This window comes from Clostridium frigidicarnis (assembly GCF_900111985.1).
Taxonomy (GTDB): domain Bacteria; phylum Bacillota; class Clostridia; order Clostridiales; family Clostridiaceae; genus Clostridium_Z; species Clostridium_Z frigidicarnis.
This window is the reverse complement of sequence record NZ_FOKI01000037.1, coordinates 12,628-31,947: the sequence shown is the minus strand read 5'-3', so window position 1 is coordinate 31,947 and position 19,320 is coordinate 12,628. Positions and strand designations below refer to the sequence as shown.

22 protein-coding genes are annotated in these 19,320 nt (G+C 27.4%); 4 read left to right on the top strand and 18 right to left on the bottom strand.

All coding sequences use genetic code 11. From position 1 onward, the window contains the following. Window positions 1-226, bottom strand: a 226-nt coding sequence (locus BM119_RS16025; RefSeq protein WP_090042741.1) for a transposase, incomplete at its 3' end; no start/stop codon positions are given. 254 nt (window positions 227-480) lie between these two features. On the opposite strand from BM119_RS16025, the gene BM119_RS16020 reads away from it, so the two are divergent. Both BM119_RS16020 and BM119_RS16015 read left to right on the top strand, forming a co-directional pair. After that, window positions 481-1,143: an ABC transporter ATP-binding protein gene (locus BM119_RS16020; protein WP_090042740.1), complete on the top strand. Its 663-nt coding sequence runs from the start codon at window positions 481-483 to the stop codon at window positions 1,141-1,143. Continuing rightward, a complete protein-coding gene (locus BM119_RS16015) occupies window positions 1,136-1,885 on the top strand; it encodes an ABC transporter permease (RefSeq protein WP_090042739.1) in 750 nt (249 codons plus the stop codon). Before BM119_RS16020 ends, BM119_RS16015 begins: the two co-directional genes overlap by 8 nt. A 285-nt stretch (window positions 1,886-2,170) precedes the next feature. Here the strand turns inward: BM119_RS16015 and BM119_RS16010 are convergent, their stop codons facing one another. The 5 genes from BM119_RS16010 to BM119_RS15990 form a co-directional block, all read right to left on the bottom strand. Continuing rightward, window positions 2,171-2,659, bottom strand: coding sequence for a hypothetical protein (locus BM119_RS16010; RefSeq protein ID WP_090042738.1), 489 nt, complete (start codon window positions 2,657-2,659; stop codon window positions 2,171-2,173). A gap of 19 nt (window positions 2,660-2,678) precedes the next feature. Next, a complete protein-coding gene (locus BM119_RS16005) occupies window positions 2,679-2,939 on the bottom strand; it encodes a DUF3795 domain-containing protein (protein ID WP_090042737.1) in 261 nt (86 codons plus the stop codon). Window positions 2,940-3,241: 302 nt separating this feature from the next. After that, window positions 3,242-3,883, bottom strand: coding sequence for an NAD(P)-dependent oxidoreductase (locus tag BM119_RS16000; protein ID WP_090042736.1), 642 nt, complete (start codon window positions 3,881-3,883; stop codon window positions 3,242-3,244). A gap of 418 nt (window positions 3,884-4,301) precedes the next feature. After that, window positions 4,302-4,673: a winged helix-turn-helix transcriptional regulator gene (locus tag BM119_RS15995; protein ID WP_090042735.1), complete on the bottom strand. Its 372-nt coding sequence runs from the start codon at window positions 4,671-4,673 to the stop codon at window positions 4,302-4,304. A 159-nt stretch (window positions 4,674-4,832) separates the two neighbouring features. Next, a complete protein-coding gene (locus tag BM119_RS15990) occupies window positions 4,833-5,108 on the bottom strand; it encodes a hypothetical protein (RefSeq protein WP_090042734.1) in 276 nt (91 codons plus the stop codon). A gap of 351 nt (window positions 5,109-5,459) precedes the next feature. Between BM119_RS15990 and BM119_RS15985 the strand changes: the two genes are divergently transcribed. Continuing rightward, window positions 5,460-6,230 (top strand): hypothetical protein, encoded by a 771-nt coding sequence (locus tag BM119_RS15985; protein WP_090042733.1) that lies wholly within the window; start codon window positions 5,460-5,462, stop codon window positions 6,228-6,230. A 309-nt stretch (window positions 6,231-6,539) separates the two neighbouring features. Here BM119_RS15985 and BM119_RS15980 read toward each other — a convergent pair whose 3' ends face one another. Then, window positions 6,540-6,995 carry a hypothetical protein gene (locus BM119_RS15980; RefSeq protein WP_090042732.1) on the bottom strand — a complete coding sequence of 152 codons (456 nt, stop codon included), beginning with the start codon at window positions 6,993-6,995 and terminating at the stop codon, window positions 6,540-6,542. A gap of 166 nt (window positions 6,996-7,161) precedes the next feature. Here BM119_RS15980 and BM119_RS15975 point away from each other — a divergent pair, with 166 nt between their 5' ends. Continuing rightward, a complete protein-coding gene (locus BM119_RS15975) occupies window positions 7,162-7,611 on the top strand; it encodes a MarR family winged helix-turn-helix transcriptional regulator (RefSeq protein WP_090042731.1) in 450 nt (149 codons plus the stop codon). 112 nt (window positions 7,612-7,723) lie between these two features. On the opposite strand, the gene BM119_RS15970 is transcribed toward BM119_RS15975, so the two are convergent. The 11 genes from BM119_RS15970 to BM119_RS15920 form a co-directional block, all read right to left on the bottom strand. Next, the gene (locus tag BM119_RS15970; RefSeq protein WP_090042730.1) at window positions 7,724-8,242 is read right to left on the bottom strand and encodes an NAD(P)H-dependent oxidoreductase; all 519 of its coding nucleotides are present in this window, start codon (window positions 8,240-8,242) and stop codon (window positions 7,724-7,726) included. A gap of 281 nt (window positions 8,243-8,523) precedes the next feature. Continuing rightward, window positions 8,524-11,094, bottom strand: coding sequence for a bifunctional acetaldehyde-CoA/alcohol dehydrogenase (gene adhE, locus BM119_RS15965; RefSeq protein WP_090042729.1), 2,571 nt, complete (start codon window positions 11,092-11,094; stop codon window positions 8,524-8,526). A gap of 943 nt (window positions 11,095-12,037) precedes the next feature. Continuing rightward, the gene (locus BM119_RS15960) at window positions 12,038-12,253 is read right to left on the bottom strand and encodes a hypothetical protein (protein WP_090042728.1); all 216 of its coding nucleotides are present in this window, start codon (window positions 12,251-12,253) and stop codon (window positions 12,038-12,040) included. A gap of 153 nt (window positions 12,254-12,406) precedes the next feature. Then, window positions 12,407-13,297 (bottom strand): ABC transporter ATP-binding protein, encoded by an 891-nt coding sequence (locus BM119_RS15955; protein ID WP_090042727.1) that lies wholly within the window; start codon window positions 13,295-13,297, stop codon window positions 12,407-12,409. A gap of 3 nt (window positions 13,298-13,300) precedes the next feature. Further along, complete coding sequence (locus BM119_RS15950; protein ID WP_090042726.1) at window positions 13,301-13,984, bottom strand: ABC transporter permease subunit; 684 nt, start codon at window positions 13,982-13,984, stop codon at window positions 13,301-13,303. 11 nt (window positions 13,985-13,995) lie between these two features. After that, a complete protein-coding gene (locus BM119_RS15945; RefSeq protein ID WP_177199461.1) occupies window positions 13,996-14,685 on the bottom strand; it encodes a YidC/Oxa1 family membrane protein insertase in 690 nt (229 codons plus the stop codon). 394 nt (window positions 14,686-15,079) lie between these two features. Next, a complete protein-coding gene (gene arsB, locus BM119_RS15940; RefSeq protein WP_090042724.1) occupies window positions 15,080-16,123 on the bottom strand; it encodes an ACR3 family arsenite efflux transporter in 1,044 nt (347 codons plus the stop codon). Window positions 16,124-16,134: 11 nt separating this feature from the next. Continuing rightward, a complete protein-coding gene (locus BM119_RS15935) occupies window positions 16,135-16,539 on the bottom strand; it encodes an arsenate reductase ArsC (protein ID WP_090042723.1) in 405 nt (134 codons plus the stop codon). 25 nt (window positions 16,540-16,564) lie between these two features. Further along, a complete protein-coding gene (arsA, locus tag BM119_RS15930; RefSeq protein WP_090042722.1) occupies window positions 16,565-18,307 on the bottom strand; it encodes an arsenical pump-driving ATPase in 1,743 nt (580 codons plus the stop codon). Window positions 18,308-18,335: 28 nt separating this feature from the next. Continuing rightward, window positions 18,336-18,704: an arsenite efflux transporter metallochaperone ArsD gene (arsD, locus tag BM119_RS15925; protein WP_090042721.1), complete on the bottom strand. Its 369-nt coding sequence runs from the start codon at window positions 18,702-18,704 to the stop codon at window positions 18,336-18,338. Window positions 18,705-18,766: 62 nt separating this feature from the next. Next, window positions 18,767-19,090, bottom strand: coding sequence for an ArsR/SmtB family transcription factor (locus BM119_RS15920; protein WP_090042720.1), 324 nt, complete (start codon window positions 19,088-19,090; stop codon window positions 18,767-18,769). Window positions 19,091-19,320 lie beyond the last annotated feature (230 nt).

Sequence of the window (19,320 nt, the reverse complement as noted above, 5' to 3'; positions counted from 1 at the left end):
TTTTATACTCTTTTTTATAATTAGGTATTATTTCATTATTCTTAGGCTCTTTTGGCTCTAATGTTTGAGAATAACGACGATAATTATTAACCCATCTACTTAATAATTGGGGATTTAAGTCGTACCTTTTAGCAATTAAAATATTGCTTCCTGATTCTAAAACTTCCTTAACAAATGAAACTCTTTGATCTTCTGAAAACTTTCTTGTAAATATTTTTTTCTCCATCCCTTAGACCTCCTAATCATCTTAAAACTATTTTACTTTGTTTGAGTAAACATTGTCCATTCTAATTAGGGGGCCTATAGGCTTTCAACTTTACACTCTCAATTTTAAACTATTACAAATACTTAAAATTAATTCTTTTAGAAGCAAAAGATATGAGTTAAAATTAAGAGAAGATAATTAAAATATAATAAAGGAGGGTTAGGTTTAGTAAGGGTTTATTATGCTTTTATACAAGCTCTCACTGAATGTGATATATGAAAATACTTGAAATAAAAGATCTACAATATAAATCAAACAATACAAATATATTAAATGGAATTAATCTTTCTGTAGAAAAGGGAGATTGTATATCAATAGTTGGACAATCTGGAAGCGGAAAAAGTACATTATTAAAGGTGTGTGCAGACTTATTAGAAATATCAAAAGGAGATATATTTTATAAAGAAATAAATTATAAAGAATATGATCCAATTGAACTAAGAAAGAACATAAGTTATTGTATACAGTTGCCTCACCTATTTGGAAACACAGTTTATGAAAACTTAGAATTTCCATTTAAAATACGTAATGAAAAGTTCAACAATACTAGAGTTAAAGCTTTATTAGAATCATTTAATTTAGATGAAAGTATTTTATGTAAGGACATAAATTCTCTATCAGGAGGAGAAAAACAAAGAATATCAATTATAAGAAACTTAGTATATACACCAGATATATTATTGTTAGATGAAGCAACATCAGCATTAGATAATGATAATGCAAAAAGAGTTGAAGAGCACATAAAACAATTAAATTTGCGAGGTACAACGGTTCTATGGATAACTCATAGCATGGAACAAAGTAAAGGTATATTTAATAAAAGGATAGCTCTTTGGGAAGGTAAAGTTCAAAATATGGAGGTGATTAATAATGGATAACATGTCATTGTTAATAGCATCTGTATTAATAGCAATTCCTATTTTTATATCATATAAACAGCATTTAGGATTAGAAAAAGAAATAATAATAAGTATAGTAAGAGCGATAATTCAGCTAGTAGCCGTAGGATATATTTTGGATAAAGTTTTTGGATTAGAGAACCCTATATTTATTTTAATATTAGTGTTTATAATGATTATAAATGCATCTGTTAATACTAAAAAGAGAGGGGCAGGCATAGATAAGGTTGTTTTAATATCAACTATTTCTATATCAGTAGGAACAGTAATAACCATGGCAGTTTTATTATTATCAAAAGCAATAGAGTTTAAGCCAAATGATGTTATACCAGTAGCAGGAATGATAGTGAGTAACTCAATGATTGCAATTGGGTTAAGCTATAGAAATTTAAATAATAGTTTTAAAAATAGAAGAGCAGAAGTCGAAGTTAAGTTATCTTTAGGAGCAGACATAAAAGAAGCTTCAAAAGACATAATAAGAGAAAGTATAAAGATATCAATTCAACCAACCATAGATTCAGCTAAAACCTTAGGTATAGTATCTTTACCAGGAATGATGACAGGTCTTATTTTAGCAGGTATATCTCCACTTATGGCAATAAAGTTTCAAATAATGGTTACATTTATGATTATTTCATCCTCATCAATAGCTACCATGATAGCAACATATATGGGCTATAAATCATTTTTCAATAAGAGAAAACAACTAATAAACAGTTAGAATTACTTAGTAAGTTAAAAGTGACAAGTTGATTTAAGTGGGTGGAAAATTAAGAATAATGGGAAGGGCTTAAATATATTTGTTAAGAGGTGTTTTTTAGCATAGATTTTAAGAAGTTAGAGAGACTAGATAGTTTTGTGTAATTAGTCTCTCTTAGCTTTTTATCTGATAATTTTATGATTCATTAGCCCATTTTTTACACTGCTTAAGTCTTTGAGCAGAATCATATCCCTGATCTTTTCACATGTCACTTAGCATATCGCATGGAAAATCAGTGCATATACTTTAAAATTCGATTTTTTCAAATGTTCCTTCATCTATCTTAAGTTGAACTTGAATATTTGCTTTTTTAGAACCAACTAGCTTAATACGATTTAAGCCTTTTTTTATAGGTAAAGTAAAAGTGGCTTCATCCTTAACTGGCGATTTAGATGTGTTTTCAACAAGAGTTTTAACTTCATTATCAGGTGTTATAAGGATGAGTTTTGCTTTTCCACTGTTTACAGTTAAATTATATGGAACTTGTAAATCAACTTGTTCATCACTAGAATATCTCCAAATAGTACCACAGCCACTTAATTCATAAGTTCCATTAAATTCATTATTTTCTATTGATTGATTATTATTAAATAATGACCAGCTATCAGATGTTTCTGCAAGTTTTTTATCATTATTGTAAATAGCCGAAGTTATATCTCCATCTCCACATCCAATAAATATGATAAACATGAATATACTTAACATGCTTATTATCATTAAATTTTTATGTTTCACAATAACACTCCCTTTAATTTTATGATTCATTAGCCCATTTTTTACACTGCTTAAGTCTTGTATCGGAATCATATCCTTGATCTTTTCCCATATCACTTAGCATATCGCATGGAAAATCAGTGCATATACCACAATGGGTTAAGCCTTTTGCCTCACAACAGGATTTAACTTCACATGAACCACCCCAGAAGGTTGTGGACATAGTGGTACAACCAGTACAATTTACTTTTTCTTTACGCTTACAGCTATTACAGCATACACCACAACGAGATTCAAACATTTATATTCCCCCCTGTATAAATTTAAACTAAGAAGATTATACCATATTTTCATTTTTATCGCAGAATAGTTAACAGTATATTGTTTTAATTTACATTTTGATTTAATAAGATTTGTTCTACAGAACTGAAGCCTAAAAAGCAACAAACCCTTATCATTTTAAGGGTTTGTTGCTTTTTTACTTATAGTATATTATAGATTTTGCATAGAAAAATGAACTTCAATTGCAAATTATCAACTTCATAAAGCTTTAAACTAAAATAAACTTGTCATTTTTAACTTGGAACTTTTCACTAGTGTGAATTAGTATCCTATTGTAAATTGCTCTTTAATATGTCTATTGCTTTCAACTTCATCTATCATAGCTATAGCATAGTCTTCAATAGATATTTTACTTGAACCATTTTTGTCGACTACAAGGCTTGTACCACCTAATCTAAACTTAGTAGTACGATCACCATGTTCAATAAATTCTGCAGGGCTAAAGAAAGTCCAGTCTAAATCAGAATTTTTATAGATTTCTCTTGCTTCTTTATGAACTTTAATAGTAGGTAACCATTCAGCTGGGTATCCCTTAATTTTGTCACTATCTACAAGTTCTACTCCAGGAGAAACTTTAAGGCTTCCAGCTCCTCCAATAGCTATAACTCTAGAAATACCGCTTTCTTTAGCTAGGCTTATAACATTTTTAGTTAAAGATTTAAAACTTTCTTCATTACCGAAAGTTGGTGCTAGAGCTGAGATTATAACATCATAACCTTTAATTTGATCTACTATATTTTCGTAGTTAAATAAATCCCCATTAATAGCTTTTAATTTACTATCTTTTACTGATAATTTATTTAAATCCCTTTGAACTGAAATTACTTCATGTTCTTTTGATAAAGCTTCTTTTAGAATGGCATTTCCTATGTTTCCTGTACCACCTAATAATATTATTTTCATATTTAACACTCCTTTTACTTGTAGCACTTTTTCACCATCCTCTTATGAAGTAGGGGATAACATGTGCTGCACCTTTAGATTAATTTCTAACATTCATATGTTTGAATGAAGATTTGTTCTGTGTAAGGTTATTATGGAGTGAATTTGTATACTTTACAAGTAGGCACAATTTTATGAGTTAGTCATAAATTTATGACCTTAGCTGAAAATACAATAAAAATTAAGTGACAAGTTTATAGTTACAAGTTTAGGTTGAAAACTACAGGTTTTCTAAAAAAGACTATATGTTTTAAATATTTATAAAAGTTATCCAAAGATTTAATTTTATTATAAATGCTAAAGAATTAAAAGAAGACCAAACTATTCATATATATAATAGTTTGGTCTTTATAAATAAATTAGCATATTATTATGAGCATTAATCAGGTTCTACAAAGCTTACATCATGGGTTTTAATATAGTCCCTTCCAAAATCAACTAAAACACTCATGGCAGGGAGAAACTTTTCCCCAGTTTTAGTTAAAGAATATTCAACTCTTGGAGGAACTTCATTGAAAACTTTTCTATGTATAAGATGAGATTTTTCTAACTCTTTAAGCTGTAAAGAAAGCACTCCGTGAGATATATTACCTATTAATTTTTGAAGTTCATTAAAACGAGTTTCTTTTAAGCTTAGATAGTATAAGATAATTACTTTCCATTTTCCTTCTACTAGTTTTTGAGCAGTTCTCACAGGACATATGGTTCCATCTATAGATTCAACTATTAATTCATCTTTATATGCATTCATAACTATTAATCCCTCCAAAGTGAGAATAAACTTCCCTTAGTTTAACAATTATTATAATTATATCTTATAAAGATTTAATAGTAAATATAATGAATTATTTAAGGGTTAATAGAAAACAAAAAGCACCGAAAAATTATGAATTTCGGTACTTAATTAAGGCTATAATTGATTTAACTTTTTTGATTTTCTTGCATTATAATACTGACATGCAAGTGTTAGAACAATGCACAGACAAACAATTATGTTTAATATTACATATAGTCTATTATTTAAAAATTCAGATCTATAAGGATCAAACATAAACCTTGCTGATGTTAAACATAATATAGCTAGGAGTCCTTTAGTAAGATCAGATAGTTTTTTAGACTTAACAAACTTAATTATAAAATGGATGGAAAGTAGAATAAATATTAGTAATTTTCCATAATCAATCATGTTGAAGCCCTCCTTTATTATGATTAAAATGATATGCTGAATTTCAAAACTAAAACTATTTTATAAACAACTCTCTTTTTTTACATAATAATACATAGAATATGTTTTGTAAATACTTTGAAAATTATTTGCGAGAAATATTTTTCTTTTGGATATCTTAACTATATAAGAAATTAGATTCAAACTTATGTTACAGTTAACTACAATAATTCTTATAAATCTATGTTTTGGGTTTATTTTGAAAAAATAAATTGTTGTGATATAATAAATTTGTAAAAATACAACATAATAGAATATTACACATAGGGGGGAGAAATCACTAAAAATTGTATTTTTAGTGATAAGAAGATTATGAAAAAATTAATAAGTATGATTTTAATATTAACATTTGCATTTGGAGTTATGGCGTGTGATAATAATTCGTCTAAAAAGTATATGCAACAAGGAAAAACAGAATTAGAAAATAAACAATATGAAAAATCATTAGAATCATTTAAATTAGCTATAAGTAAAGATAGTAAAAATCAAGAAGCAATTCTTTTGTCAGGGATTATTGAAGGATATTTAAATTGTAAAAAATACATAGAAGAAAGTGATTTAGACAAAGCTAAAGAAACTATTGATAACATTGATAAAGATTATGAAAAATATTCCATTAAGGATGATATTGATTCACTAAAAAGTGAAATAGATGATAAACTAGCAGAAAAGGAAAAAACAAATGAAAATCAGCAAGCTAAAGCAATTAACTCAGATAAAAAAGTAAGTTCCAAATCTCCAACTACTAATAAAGATAATAAAACCGAAAAAGTTGAAAATAATACAGAGAAAAGCAAACAAAGCAAAAACAATTCAGAGAAAAGTAACCAAGATAAAAAGAATACACAAGGAACTAAGAAAAAATCTTTTAGTGAAGACCAAGCTAAAGAAATGGCTAAAAAAGAATTTAACTCAAATTCTGATTTAGAATATATAGTAACACAATCAGGAGTAGAAGATGGTATAAAATATTATGATATAATTGTAAAATCAATTTCAATTATTAAAGGTGGTGGAAGTGGAACTGTAGATAATATAAAAGTATTTGAAAATGGGGCTATAAAGTACAACAAAGGAGCATAAAGTGATTCTAAGGGTTACACCTCTGGTGGCCATCAGATAAAGTTGTAACATTACAACACCTAGTTAGGCACATGACACAAAATATACTAGCATACTGACTTGTTATTTTTTTGAATGTGCCTTATAGGACAAAAACGGTATAGCTGTAAAAAGTGAAAAAAGATATAAGTTTACAACTTGATATTTTATGTTTAAAAGAGCAAGGTTTAATATAAGCCTTGCTCTTTTAACGTATAGGAAAATAAAAATATTTTTTAGAAAGTCTGTGACTTTCAAATGCAATTGTCAAATCTCAATTTTCAATTAACCTCAAACATCAATATTAACTTTATTATCATTAATAACTTGTCTCAAAACATATATTAATTTATCATAATCATCCAATTTAAAATACATATAACTTTCACCCATATGATGAGTATAAGTAAGCTGAATTTGATTGTTATTTTTTACTAACGTAACATTATCAACTTTTCTTAACTCACAATAATCACTTTTAAATCCAATAAAGGCTTTTTGTGAAATTCCTTTACGTATAAAGTATAATAATAAAAACAGTACATAATATAATATGCCTAGGATAATTTGACCTACATTTGTACTTGTAAAAAAAGTAATTACTAAAGTAACCAAGGAACTTATTAATAGAATTGTACAATATATTTTACTAACTGAAGCAGTAATTAGATAATAATGTTGTTTAATCAATCCAAAACAGCATATAAGAAAAAGAAAACTTAACACAAGAACATTATGAAAACTCATACCAATTAAACCTCCTATTATTATAATACCTTAAGAAATCAAAATATTAAGTAATAATACAGTAAATTCATTAATTTTATAAATACATTCAGATTCTTATTAGATTATTGTAAATATAGGATTTCTATGATAGTCTAGTATAAAAAATATAAAAGGTGATAATAGCATGATATATAAAATAGATATGGGATTAGAACTTATAATTAATGGCACAGACAAGGCCATCTCAAATAACATTACACGAAAACTCAAAGAGAAAGGAATTAATATTTCTTTCGAGCAATTTACAATTTTAACTAAATTATGGAAAAATAATGGGTTATGCCAATATAGTTTGTCACAGCTGACAAATCGTGATCAAGCAAGTACATCAAGGTTAATTAACACACTTATAAAAAATAATCTTCTTTTACGACAATGCTGTAATTCAGATAAGCGAATAAATCGTATTAAATTGACAGAAAAAGGTGAACTGCTAAAGGAGCCTGTTTTAGCTGTAGCACAAGAGTGCTTAGAGGAGGCAGTTCAAGGTATGTCTCAAGAAGAAATTCAACAAGGAATTCAATTCTTAGAAAAGATAGTTGAAAATTTAAATCCTAAATCGTCTACAAAATGATAACTATAAAGAAGGTGAGCCACTTTTATGGTTCACCTTCTTTAAGTTTACTTATTTTTTTAATGCATACTTTTGGCACATATATTTAATTATTTCTCATCTGATTTTTATTTTATTTACTAAGCTTCATTGATAGTTCATTTGCACTATCTTGAATTTCATCATCTTGTAATTGATGAGTACCATAAAGAACAAAAGATGGTAGGTATTTCATGCCAGTAAAATTAGCCATTGCTTGATAAGTTTTAGTTAGCTCACTTATTGTATAAAGTTGTGCTCCACCAGCTTGGTATGATTGTTTTTGTCCACCAGCTGAAATTGCTAACATGAATTGTTTTCCATTTAGTTTGTTACCATTAGGCCCATGAGAAAATCCATAAGCGAATACAGCATCCTGCCATTGTTTTAATAGTGATGGTGCATTGTACCAATGAAACGGAAATTGAAAGACAATCCTATCATGTGCTTCTAATAATTGCTGTTCATGTAGAACATCAATTTTACCATCTGGGTAATTAGCGTAAAGTTCGTGAACTGTTATATTTTTTTCTTGTTGTAAACGGGTTCTCCATGCCTTATTTATTCTTGATACTTCCATGTTTGGGTGTGCAATAATTACTAATGTTTTCATTTGTTTTTCTCCATTCTTTTTTATTTTAGATTAATTTATAAATCATTCAAATAGATTTGGAATCAAAATTTTCATGATTTATAGGGTTTACGTAAAAACATCTCTATTAAAATGTTATACAATTTAATAATTACTTGTTCATGCAAGTAATTATATTACTAGTATATGATATTTTACTTGTTTATGCAAGTATTATTTTGGTTTTATTAAATAATGTTTTATTTGATTGTGTAAGTGGACTAAAAATATAATGAAAAATCACTTAATATAACCTTTAAGAATTAATTAAACGACTTTATAAGAATTTCTTTAATTTCGCTTGTTAGTGGAAATCTTGGATTTGTTCCTGTACATTGATCATCAAGTGCTAATTCTGATACTTTATCAAGTGTATCATAGAAATTTTTTTCTGAAACTCCAGCATTTTTAATACTTAAAGGTATATTCAAATTTTCTTTTAATTTATGAATTGCTTTAATTAAAAGTTCAACTTTCTCTTTTTCTGTATTACCTCCTAACTTTAGGTAATCTGCAATTCTTGCATATCTCCATATAGCATTGGGATATTTATATTGAGGAAAGGCAGCTTGTTTTACCGGATTATCCACTGCATTAAATCTAATAACTTCTTCAATTAATAGAGCATTAGCAATGCCTTGTTGTATGTGATGCTCTGCACTTAATGTATGGGATATAGAATGACATACACCTAAAAATGCATTAGCAGAAGCCATTCCAGCCATAGTAGATGCATGAGTTATCTTTTCTATTGCTTTTTCATTAATAGTATCTTGTGAACATGCTTGTGGTAAATACTTAAAGATTAATCTTATTGCTTCTAAAGCAAATCCATTTGTAAATTCAGAAGCAAGTACTGATGTATATGCCTCTATAGCATGAACTAATGCGTGTATACCTGATGCTGCTGCTAAATCTTTAGGCATATTCATCATTAATTCAGCATCTACAATAGCCATATTTGGAGTTAACTTGTAGTCTACTAATGAGTATTTAATTCCTGTTGTTTCATCTGTTATTACAGCAAAAGGTGTAACTTCAGAACCAGAACCAGCTGAGGTTGCTATAGCAATCATCATAGCTTTTTCACCGAGCTTTGGAAATTTATATATTTTTTTTCTTATATCCATAAATCTCATTGCAAGGTCCTCAAATTTTACTTCTGGATGCTCATACAGTACCCACATAATTTTGGCTAAATCTATTGCTGAACTTCCACCAAGAGATATTATTGTATCTGGTTTAAAATTCATCATCTCCTCGGTTCCTTTTCTAGCTGTAGATAATAGTGGATCTTCTTCAATTTCTGTGAATATCTTAAAATCAACAACTATGTCTTGAAGAACTTTTGTAATAGACTCTATATGTCCTAAATTCTTGTCAGCTACTATAAAGGCCCTTTTTTTATTTAGATCTTTAAGTTCTCTTAATGCAAATTGAAGACAACCAAATTTAAAATAAATTTTTTCTGGTACTTTAAACCAAAGCATATTTTCTCTCCTTTCAGCAACTGTCTTAATATTTAATAGGTGTTTAGGCCCAACATTTTCTGATATAGAATTTCCTCCCCATGAACCACAACCTAATGTAAATGACGGAGCTATTTTAAAATTATATAAATCTCCACTTGCTCCTTGTGCTGAAGGTATATTAACAAAGGTTCTTACTGTCTTCATAGCCCTACTAAACTTGTCTATTTTATCTTGTGCCTTTATAACATCTGCGTATATTGCTGAAGTATGGCCTAGTCCACCCAAATTAACAAGCAATACAGCTTTGTTTAATGCATCATCAAAATCTTTTGCTCTATACATAGCTAAAACTGGAGATAATTTTTCATGAGCAAAGGGTTCTTCTTCTCCTACGGAATCAACTTCTCCAATAAGAATTCGTGTTGTCTTAGGTACAGTGATTCCTGCCATTGAAGCTATTTTATATGCAGATTGACCTACTATTTCAGAATTTATATTTCCATTTACAAAAATCGCTTGTCTCATTTTATCTAATTCATCTTTTTTAATTAGATATGATCCTCTTTCTTCGAATTCTTTTTTTACTTTGTCATATATAGAATCTAAAATTATTACTGACTGTTCGGAGGCACAAATAACTCCATTATCATATGTTTTTGAGAGAATAATTGAACTTACTGCCATCTTTATATGTGCAGTGTCATCAATTATTACAGGGGTATTTCCAGGACCAACTCCTATTGCTGGTTTACCAGATGAGTAGGCTGATTTAACCATGGAAGGGCCTCCTGTAGCAAGTGTTATATCTGCTTTTTTCATTAATAGTTGAGTTAATTCAATGGAAGGTTCATCTATCCATCCTATTATTCCTTCGGGTGCTCCAGCTTTAATTGCTGCATTGAGTATGATTTGAGCTGCTGCTATTGTTGATTTTTTAGCTCTTGGATGGGGTGAGAACAGTATACCATTTCTAGTTTTTAGAGCTATTAATGATTTGAATATAGTTGTAGAAGTAGGGTTAGTTGTTGGTATTATAGCTGCTACAACACCTATTGGCTCTGCAATTTTAGTAATACCATAAGGTTCACTTTTTTCTATAACACCACATGTTTTTTCATCTTTATATTTATTGTAAATATATTCACCGGCAAAATGATTTTTTATAACTTTATCTTCAACAAGACCTATTCCAGTTTCTTCTACAGCCATCTTTGCAAGTAGTATTCTTGCATCAATTGCTGCCATAGCAGCTTTTCTAAAAATTTCATCAACTTTCTCTTGAGAATAAGTTGAAAATTTTCTTTGAGCGAGTCTAACTTCCTCTAGTTTTTTTTCAAGTTCATCAATGTTTGTAATTTTCATAAATATACACTTCTTTCTTCATAAATATTATTTCATAAAAGAACATTGAATTAGCTTGAATAATTTTGCAATTAAACACAAAATAAAAAGATTTATATTATATCTCTTAATGATTAAGTCACTATCTTAGAGTAGAGGTAAATTACATTAATATATTAAAAAACAGAGTTATTGTTAAAAATTTGACAAGATGAATTAAAAAGTTTTATAAATAGTAGTATGAAAAATATTACTAATAATAAACTATATAATTTATAATATATTTGGAAATCTACTATAATAAAAAGTGACTTATAACGAGAGGGTAGTTTATCTTTGAGAATTATCAATTTGCTTTGCTATTTAAATGTAAAATTATTCAATTAATACAATTTTTAGTGTAGATCTATTGTTTTTCAATGTCAAGTTTTATGGGTTTATATAAATCATTAGATTTATTTACTTATATTGGATAAAATGATCATATTAGTATAATGTAAACATTTAGATTGTTAAATATTTAATTTATATATTTAATTTTTTAAAATGTATAATATTTGATAATACTTATAAGTATGTTTTCTTCTAAATAAGTTAAATAATATTAAAAACATAAGTATTTAAACAGTTATTATTACTAAATTTAAGTTTTTATATATTTCGTATCATTAATAATTATTAATGATATAAGAATAAAAATTTTCAGATAGCATTAGATTTCATTAGGTGTTTTGTTTTAAATAATAATGCAATTTTGCAGATAGAAGAGGGGAGAAGGGATTTTTTATATATTAGAAAGTAAAATAAATTAAGATTTTCATATGTTAACAAATATTTTACTTTAAAAATAAATAAGATACATATATAATATATGTATCTTATTAGTATATACATACAATAAGATGAATGAGTTTTTGCAGAGATAGATTATTCTAATGTGCTATGAATAATCTATTTTTTTTATTTAAAATCCAATAACTGAACCAATAAGGGATATAAGTTGATCTATTACCCAACTAGCTAAGTTAGATAAATAACCTATTGTAGCTGCAACTCCTGATTTTATAGCCGTTACCAAATCTGTTCCACCAACTTGTTCTATAGACCATTGAATCCATCCAGGTAAATTATTCCATGCATCCACCAAAACTTGTGCTAATTTTTTTATTATTGTGTCCATATTAAATACCTCCTAAAAATTAAAAATTAAAAAGGATCATCTTATTGTATATAAGCATTAGTTATTTATTTGAACTTTTAAATGTATAGATTTAATTGGTATTTTATTATAAATAAAAACTGTTGTACCATTTTCTCTATACAAGTAGTTAACTTAGTTTAAAAATATATCTTCTAAACTTACTGTATTTTGATTTAACTCATATATGTTGACTTTATTTTCAACTAATGAATTAACGATATACGGGATTTTTGCTTTATCTTTTACTTCAAGATTTATTTCATTATGAGAAATACTTATTAAATTTATATCACCTAAGGTTGATAAATCTATCTTTGACTCACAAGAGTAAGTTATTTTTATATTGATACTTGTGCTAAAATCTTCTTTTAACTTTTCTAAGTTGCCTTGAAGCTTTATCTTTCCCTTTTCTAATATAGCAATATTGGTACAAAGCTTTTCTACCTCATTTAAATTATGAGATGTTAAAAAAATAGTAGTACCTTTGTCTCTTAAGCTTTTTATTAAATCATGAATAGCAAGTATTGATTCAGGATCTACCCCTGAGGTTGGCTCATCTAAAAATATGAGTTTAGGCTTTCCTAGAATAGCTTGAGCCAATGAAATTTTCTTCTTCATTCCAAAAGAATAATTTTGAATTTTAACTTTATGTACATTTTCAAGTTTTACATCACTTAGTACTTTAAATATTTCATTCTTAGTTAAACTAAGTCCCTTTAATTTAGACATATAAGTTAAGAATTCTATTACATTCATATTAGTATAAAGATTAGCAACATCAGGCATAACACCTATTTGTTTCTTTATGATGCTAATGTCATTATGTGAGTAATCTAAAATTGAAAAACTACCACTGGTTTTATAAACATTTCCTGATAATATGTTTATAAGAGTAGATTTTCCTGCTCCATTTTTGCCTAAGAAACCAAATACTTGATTAGGTTTAACTTCTAAATTTAAATTATCTATTACAGTTTTACTATTAAACTTTTTAGTTAGATTCATTATATTTATTGCATTCATCCATCATAAGTCCTTTCTATTTAATACAAAATAAGAAATATATAATAATACTGCTGCAATTATGCCAATTACACAGACACTTAAATCCATATTTACAACATAATAATAAGGAAATAAATATTTAAAAATCTTTAGAAAACTATTTTCAGTAAACATGAGATACAATCCTACCAAAGGTATACCAATTCCCAATACTATTCCTAAAAAGTTAGAAATACTTGATTTTGAAACTAAAGTGGACACTAATATAACCATTGATATGAAGTAAATACATGTAATTAACATAACTAATATAATTTTTATTTCTATTGTTTTGGATATAAGAATTATACAAATTGAGCTTGATATTACACATATAAACCAAAACAGTGTTATTCCTAAGAATTTGCCTAAAACAAAGTCTTTTCTAGAAACTTTACTTGTTATTAATCTAACTGTTTGAAGTTCTATTTCTTTATTAATACAATCATGAGAGAGTACTGATATAAATAAGTAACCAAAAATAAATACCAAAAGCCGTAAGCTTGAATAATAAGGGGATTCATTATTTGACATACTTGCCAGTGGAGTGATACCATTAAAAAATTTTGCGGTATAATAACTTGCAAGTACAAATATCAATATAATCAAGATTGATTTTATGCTTTTAAATAATTTAAAGAATTCATTTTTAGCTATAAATAACATATGTACCTCCCTTAAGTCTCTTTTCTTTGAAAATATTTCATTGAGAATATTCTGTTAATTGTAGTGGTAAACATGGCAGAAAAAATCCAATAAATTATAATTATTGATTTAGTTGATATGGACAATTTGAAAATGAGAAAGTTTATAATAAGAAATATAATAATTTTAGGTAAATCTAATTTCTTACCTTCCTCTAATGTATAAAAATCTAAGAATAAAATTAAAGCATAAATTATAGAAAGTAAATAAGTTGTATCTTTAGTTTGAATATTAAACCAGAGAACTAGTTCATTTGTATTATAGTTGTTGAATACTTTTGTAAGAATTATAATCAATGACATTTCTATAATAAATAAATAGAACATAAATTTGCCATATTTAATATTATTAGATTCTAAAAGCATTCGTTTTTCTCTCTTGTATTCATTTTTTTCAGCTTTTAATTTACTTTTTCTAATTTTTTTGTTTAGTCCTATTAATTGATTATTAATGTTATTTTTCAAATATATATTTCTTCTGCGTATTATATATATAGGTGTTAATATGATTTTAATAATTAACGTGAATACGATAATAGAAGATATAACACCTAATTTAATAGCTATATTATTAAATATTAGACTTAAAAAACTAATTAATCCAAACATATCTTTAATACCCTTAACCATTTTATTTATTAAATTAATAACTTTGTAATTCATTGTGAAGGACCATCTACATTTATCATATATCATAATGTTTGATAAATATAAAAAAGATAGTGAATTCATGTTTTCTTGTCATAAACGCAAAAAAAAATTGATGAATTTTCACTAACGCTTGATATTTTGTCATGAACGCGATTGAAAGAATATGTAAAAAAGGAGCTATATCAATTTGATACAGCTCCTTTTTTATTTAATAAACTTCAATAAAAAATATCTAAATATATAATTTATTAAGGAATTATGTACTTAATGTTTATATGGATAAAAAAAGATTTGTACTTATACAAAGTGGTGTTGCCAAAGGAAGAACACCACTTTATTTAAAGTATAGTATTTTTAGAATAATTGTTATAAAGATATTCTAAAAGCTTAATGTTAATATATGAATCTAATTAAAACACTTCCTTGTATTATTAGAGATTCTAACTAAAATTAGCATTACAGGAACTTCAACTAAAACTCCAACAACAGTTGCAAGGGTAGCTCCAGATTGTAGTCCAAATAAAGAAATTGAAACTGCAACTGCTAGTTCAAAGAAATTACTTGCTCCTATCATACCAGCAGGTGATGCTATAGAGTGGGGTAATTTCCAAAGTTTTGCCCATCCATATGCAATGCCAAAGATTAAGAATGTTTGTATTATAAGTGGTACTGCAATTAATAATATATGAAGTGGGTTTTGGAGAATTTTATCTCCTTGGAAAGAGAATATAATAATTAATGTTAATAATAGCCCTATAACAGTTACATTATCAAATTTCTTTAAAAATGTATTATTAAAATAGTCTAATCCATTATTTTTAACAACTACAGTTCTTGTTATAAATCCTAGTACTAGTGGAATAACCACAAATAATATTGTTGATAGTATTAGAGTTCCAAATGGAATTTGTATATTTCCAACTCCTAATAAAAGCGCAACTATAGGGGCAAAAGCCACTAATATTATAAGATCATTAACTGCCACTTGAATTAATGTATATGATGCATCACCTTTTGTTAAATGACTCCATACAAATACCATGGCAGTACAAGGTGCAGCTCCAAGTAAAACAGCTCCAGCTAGATATTCCTTTGCTAAAGCTTCTGGAATAAAGCTTTTAAAAACAACAAAGAAAAAGAAAGCTGCTATTAAATACATTGTAAAAGGCTTTACAAGCCAATTAGTTACACATGTTACAATTAGTCCTTTAGGTTTTTTACTTGCATTTACAATGCTTGAGAAATCTATTTTTAACATCATTGGGAATATCATAAGCCATATTAATATAGCAGTAGGTATTGAAACATTATAGTATTCAAACTTACTTAGGGTATTAGGAACAACAGGTAAAACCTTGCCTATTGTTATTCCTAGTACTATACAAATTGCTACCCATAAAGTAAGATATCTTTCAAAGAATCCTATACCGTTATTTTTTTCCTCAGACATTTTTTATCCTCCTATATTTCATTACTCTTAATTCTTTTAACTAAATCTTTAACTTTTTCTTCTATGGTTTTAGCCGTTTTAATAAATTCATCATCATCTTTTCCAGTAGGGTCTTCTAAACCCCAATCTTCCACATGATTTGCAGGTAAAAATGGACATTGAACATTACATCCCATTTTTATAGCTATATCTATTTCAGGTAAGTCAGTTAAAAGCTTAGATTTTTGAGAAAGATTCATATCTATATTGTGTAAATCTTTTATTATTCTAACAGCATCTTGATTAATGTTTGGTACAAGTTCCGTTCCAGCTGAATAACTTTCAAAAACATCACTACCATATAATTTTCCTAAGGCTTCAGCCATTTGTGATCTACAAGAATTGTGAACACATATAAAAGCTACTTTCTTTTTCATAAGTTTATTTCTCCTAAATCTATAATTAAATTAATTCTACTAATTTATTTCCTTTTACTTCTTCAGATTTCCACTCAACTAAGGCAAAGTTTCCTTTAGAAATCTCATTAACTTTATTTATCCAATGAATTTCATGGCTAGCTTTAGCCTTAAGAACTTCGTTTGTTGTATTAGTTGCATATAGACTTGAATTAATTAACCACCATTTGCTCTTTATATCAGCTCTTTTTAAGTCGGATTCTAGTCTTAAAGCCTCATGAACAGGTGTAGTTTCTGCTAAAGTAACTATAATTACTTCAGTTTCTTCAGGATTTCTAAGAGTAGGTAAAAGTTTTTTAACAGACTCTGGTATATCTCCTTGAGAACGTTGAATTTCCTTATGATAACTTTCAGTAGAATCTAAAAGTAAAAGAGTATGGCCAGTTGGAGCTGTATCGATAACAACAACTTCATTTTCACTTTTTTCAACTATTTCAGCAAAAGCTCTAAAAACAGCAATTTCTTGAGTACAAGGTGATCTTAAGTCTTCTTCAACATAAGCAATATCTTCTTCATTCATAGTTTCTCTTGCTTTACTTAAAACTTCTTGTTGATATTTCTTTAATTCTTCTTTTTCATCAATACTGCTTAAAGTAATTCCATAGCTTTCATCTAGCACAAATTTTAAATGAGCTGCAGGGTCTGTAGTTGTTAAATGAACCTTTTTACCTTTTTTAGATAAACCTAAGGCTATAGCAGCTGCCATTGTAGTTTTGCCAACTCCACCTTTACCCATGGTGAATATAACTTTTTTATTAGATTTATATAAATCTTCTATAACATCATGTAGTGTAGGTATTGTTTCACTTAATAAAGCTTCAGTGCTTAATTTTATATTATCTTCTTTTAAAAATGACCTTATATTTTCAAGACCTGTTACATTATAAGGTCTAAGTGGAATTTCAAAGGTTTCTAATTTCTTAAGAGTAGATGGAATGTTATTTAAAGCACTTTGTTGTTTCATAAATATATCATTAGACAATTTATCATTTTTAGTATTTAAAACACCATTCATAACTAATACTTGATTTTCTATTCCTAAATCTTGAAGTTCTTTTGAAGCTCTTTCAGCTTCTTTTAAAGGTGAGTTTTCAGGACGAGAAACAAGTATTAATGTTGTCTTATCTTTATCAGCTAAGGTTTTAACAGCAGTCTTATAAATTTCTTTTTTATCTTCAAGACCAGCCAGTTGACCAAGACAAGATGCTCCATGGGTGCTTTCACTTATGAAGTTACTCCAAGCCGATGGAAGTTGTAACATTCTTAAGGTATGGCCAGTTGGAGCTGTATCAAATATAATGTGGTCAAAATCTTCCTGAACCTTTTTATCTGTTATAAAATTAGAAAATTCATTGAAAGCTGCAATTTCAACAGTACATGAACCAGAAAGTTGTTCTTCCATATTTTTTAGAATAGCCTCAGGTAGTTTATCCCTATAAGGAGAAATAACACTTTCTTTATATTCATTTGCTGCCTGTTCAGGATCAAAGTTTGCAACTACTAGATTTGGAACTCCTTCAATAGGAACTCCTTTATTATTTAGATTAGTGTTAAATACATCTTGCAAATTTGAAGCTGGATCAGTACTAACTAACATTATCTTTTTACCTTCATCAGCTAAAGTTATAGCTGTTGCACAAGCAGTTGAAGTTTTACCAACTCCACCTTTCCCAGTAAAGAATAAATACTTTGTTAAGTTAATTTCATTTACATTAAATTTATTAAACATTGTTTTTAGTCTCCTTCCTTAAAGTTAATTAACAACATCCTCCGTCACAACAACAACAACTTTTTTTGTTACCAGGTAAATCTTTAAAGAATACTTTTGGAAGCTTAAGCATTTCGCATAACTCTTCATTAGATGGATAAGATCCTTTTTTTAATACAACATCGTTAACTATTGTAACCGGTAGTATTTCGATACCTTCTTCAGTAATAAGGTCGCTTATTGTTTTATTAATAAAGGCTTCAGGATTACTACTTGGATTATATCTTTCAACAGATAATCCATTCTTTTGTAATTTATTAATAACAGCAGACATTCTTAATAATTCTGGATCAACTCCAGGTCCACATATTCCTGTTGAACAACACATTGCTGGATCAAAAATAATAAGTTTTTTCATAATTAATACACTCCTTTTAAAATCTTAAGTACAAGGTATAAAACTCCTTGTCATAGCTATGATTATTTTTTGCAATTACATTTCTTTTCATTGCATATACAATCATCAGTACAGGTTATAATGTTCATTAAAAATAATACTAATTGATTAGAATTTGTAAGATTTAAGGAATAATAATTCCAAGTGCCATCTTTTCTTGAATTAATAAGACCACAATCACTTAAAACTTTTATATGATGAGAAAGTGTTGGTTGAGTAAAATCAAAATACTCTAAGAGTTCACAAGCACATTTCTCCCCACAAGATAACATGTCAATTATTTTTAATCTATTCGTATCTCCTAAAGCTTTAAATATTTTTGCATTTATATCATATTTATTTTCCATTTTTTCCTCCTTATATAGATAACTGTCTATATATTTATTATAGATAGTTATCTATATATAGTCAATATATATACTTTAAATAAAGGTTATAAAATATAATAAATAGATGTTTGTCTATTTATTATATCGGAATCATCTATATTATGTGTATTAAAAATTCAATTTATCCAAGAAAAATTTTACACACTTCCTATGATAAAAAAGTGACTACACAATTTTAAAGTGACAAG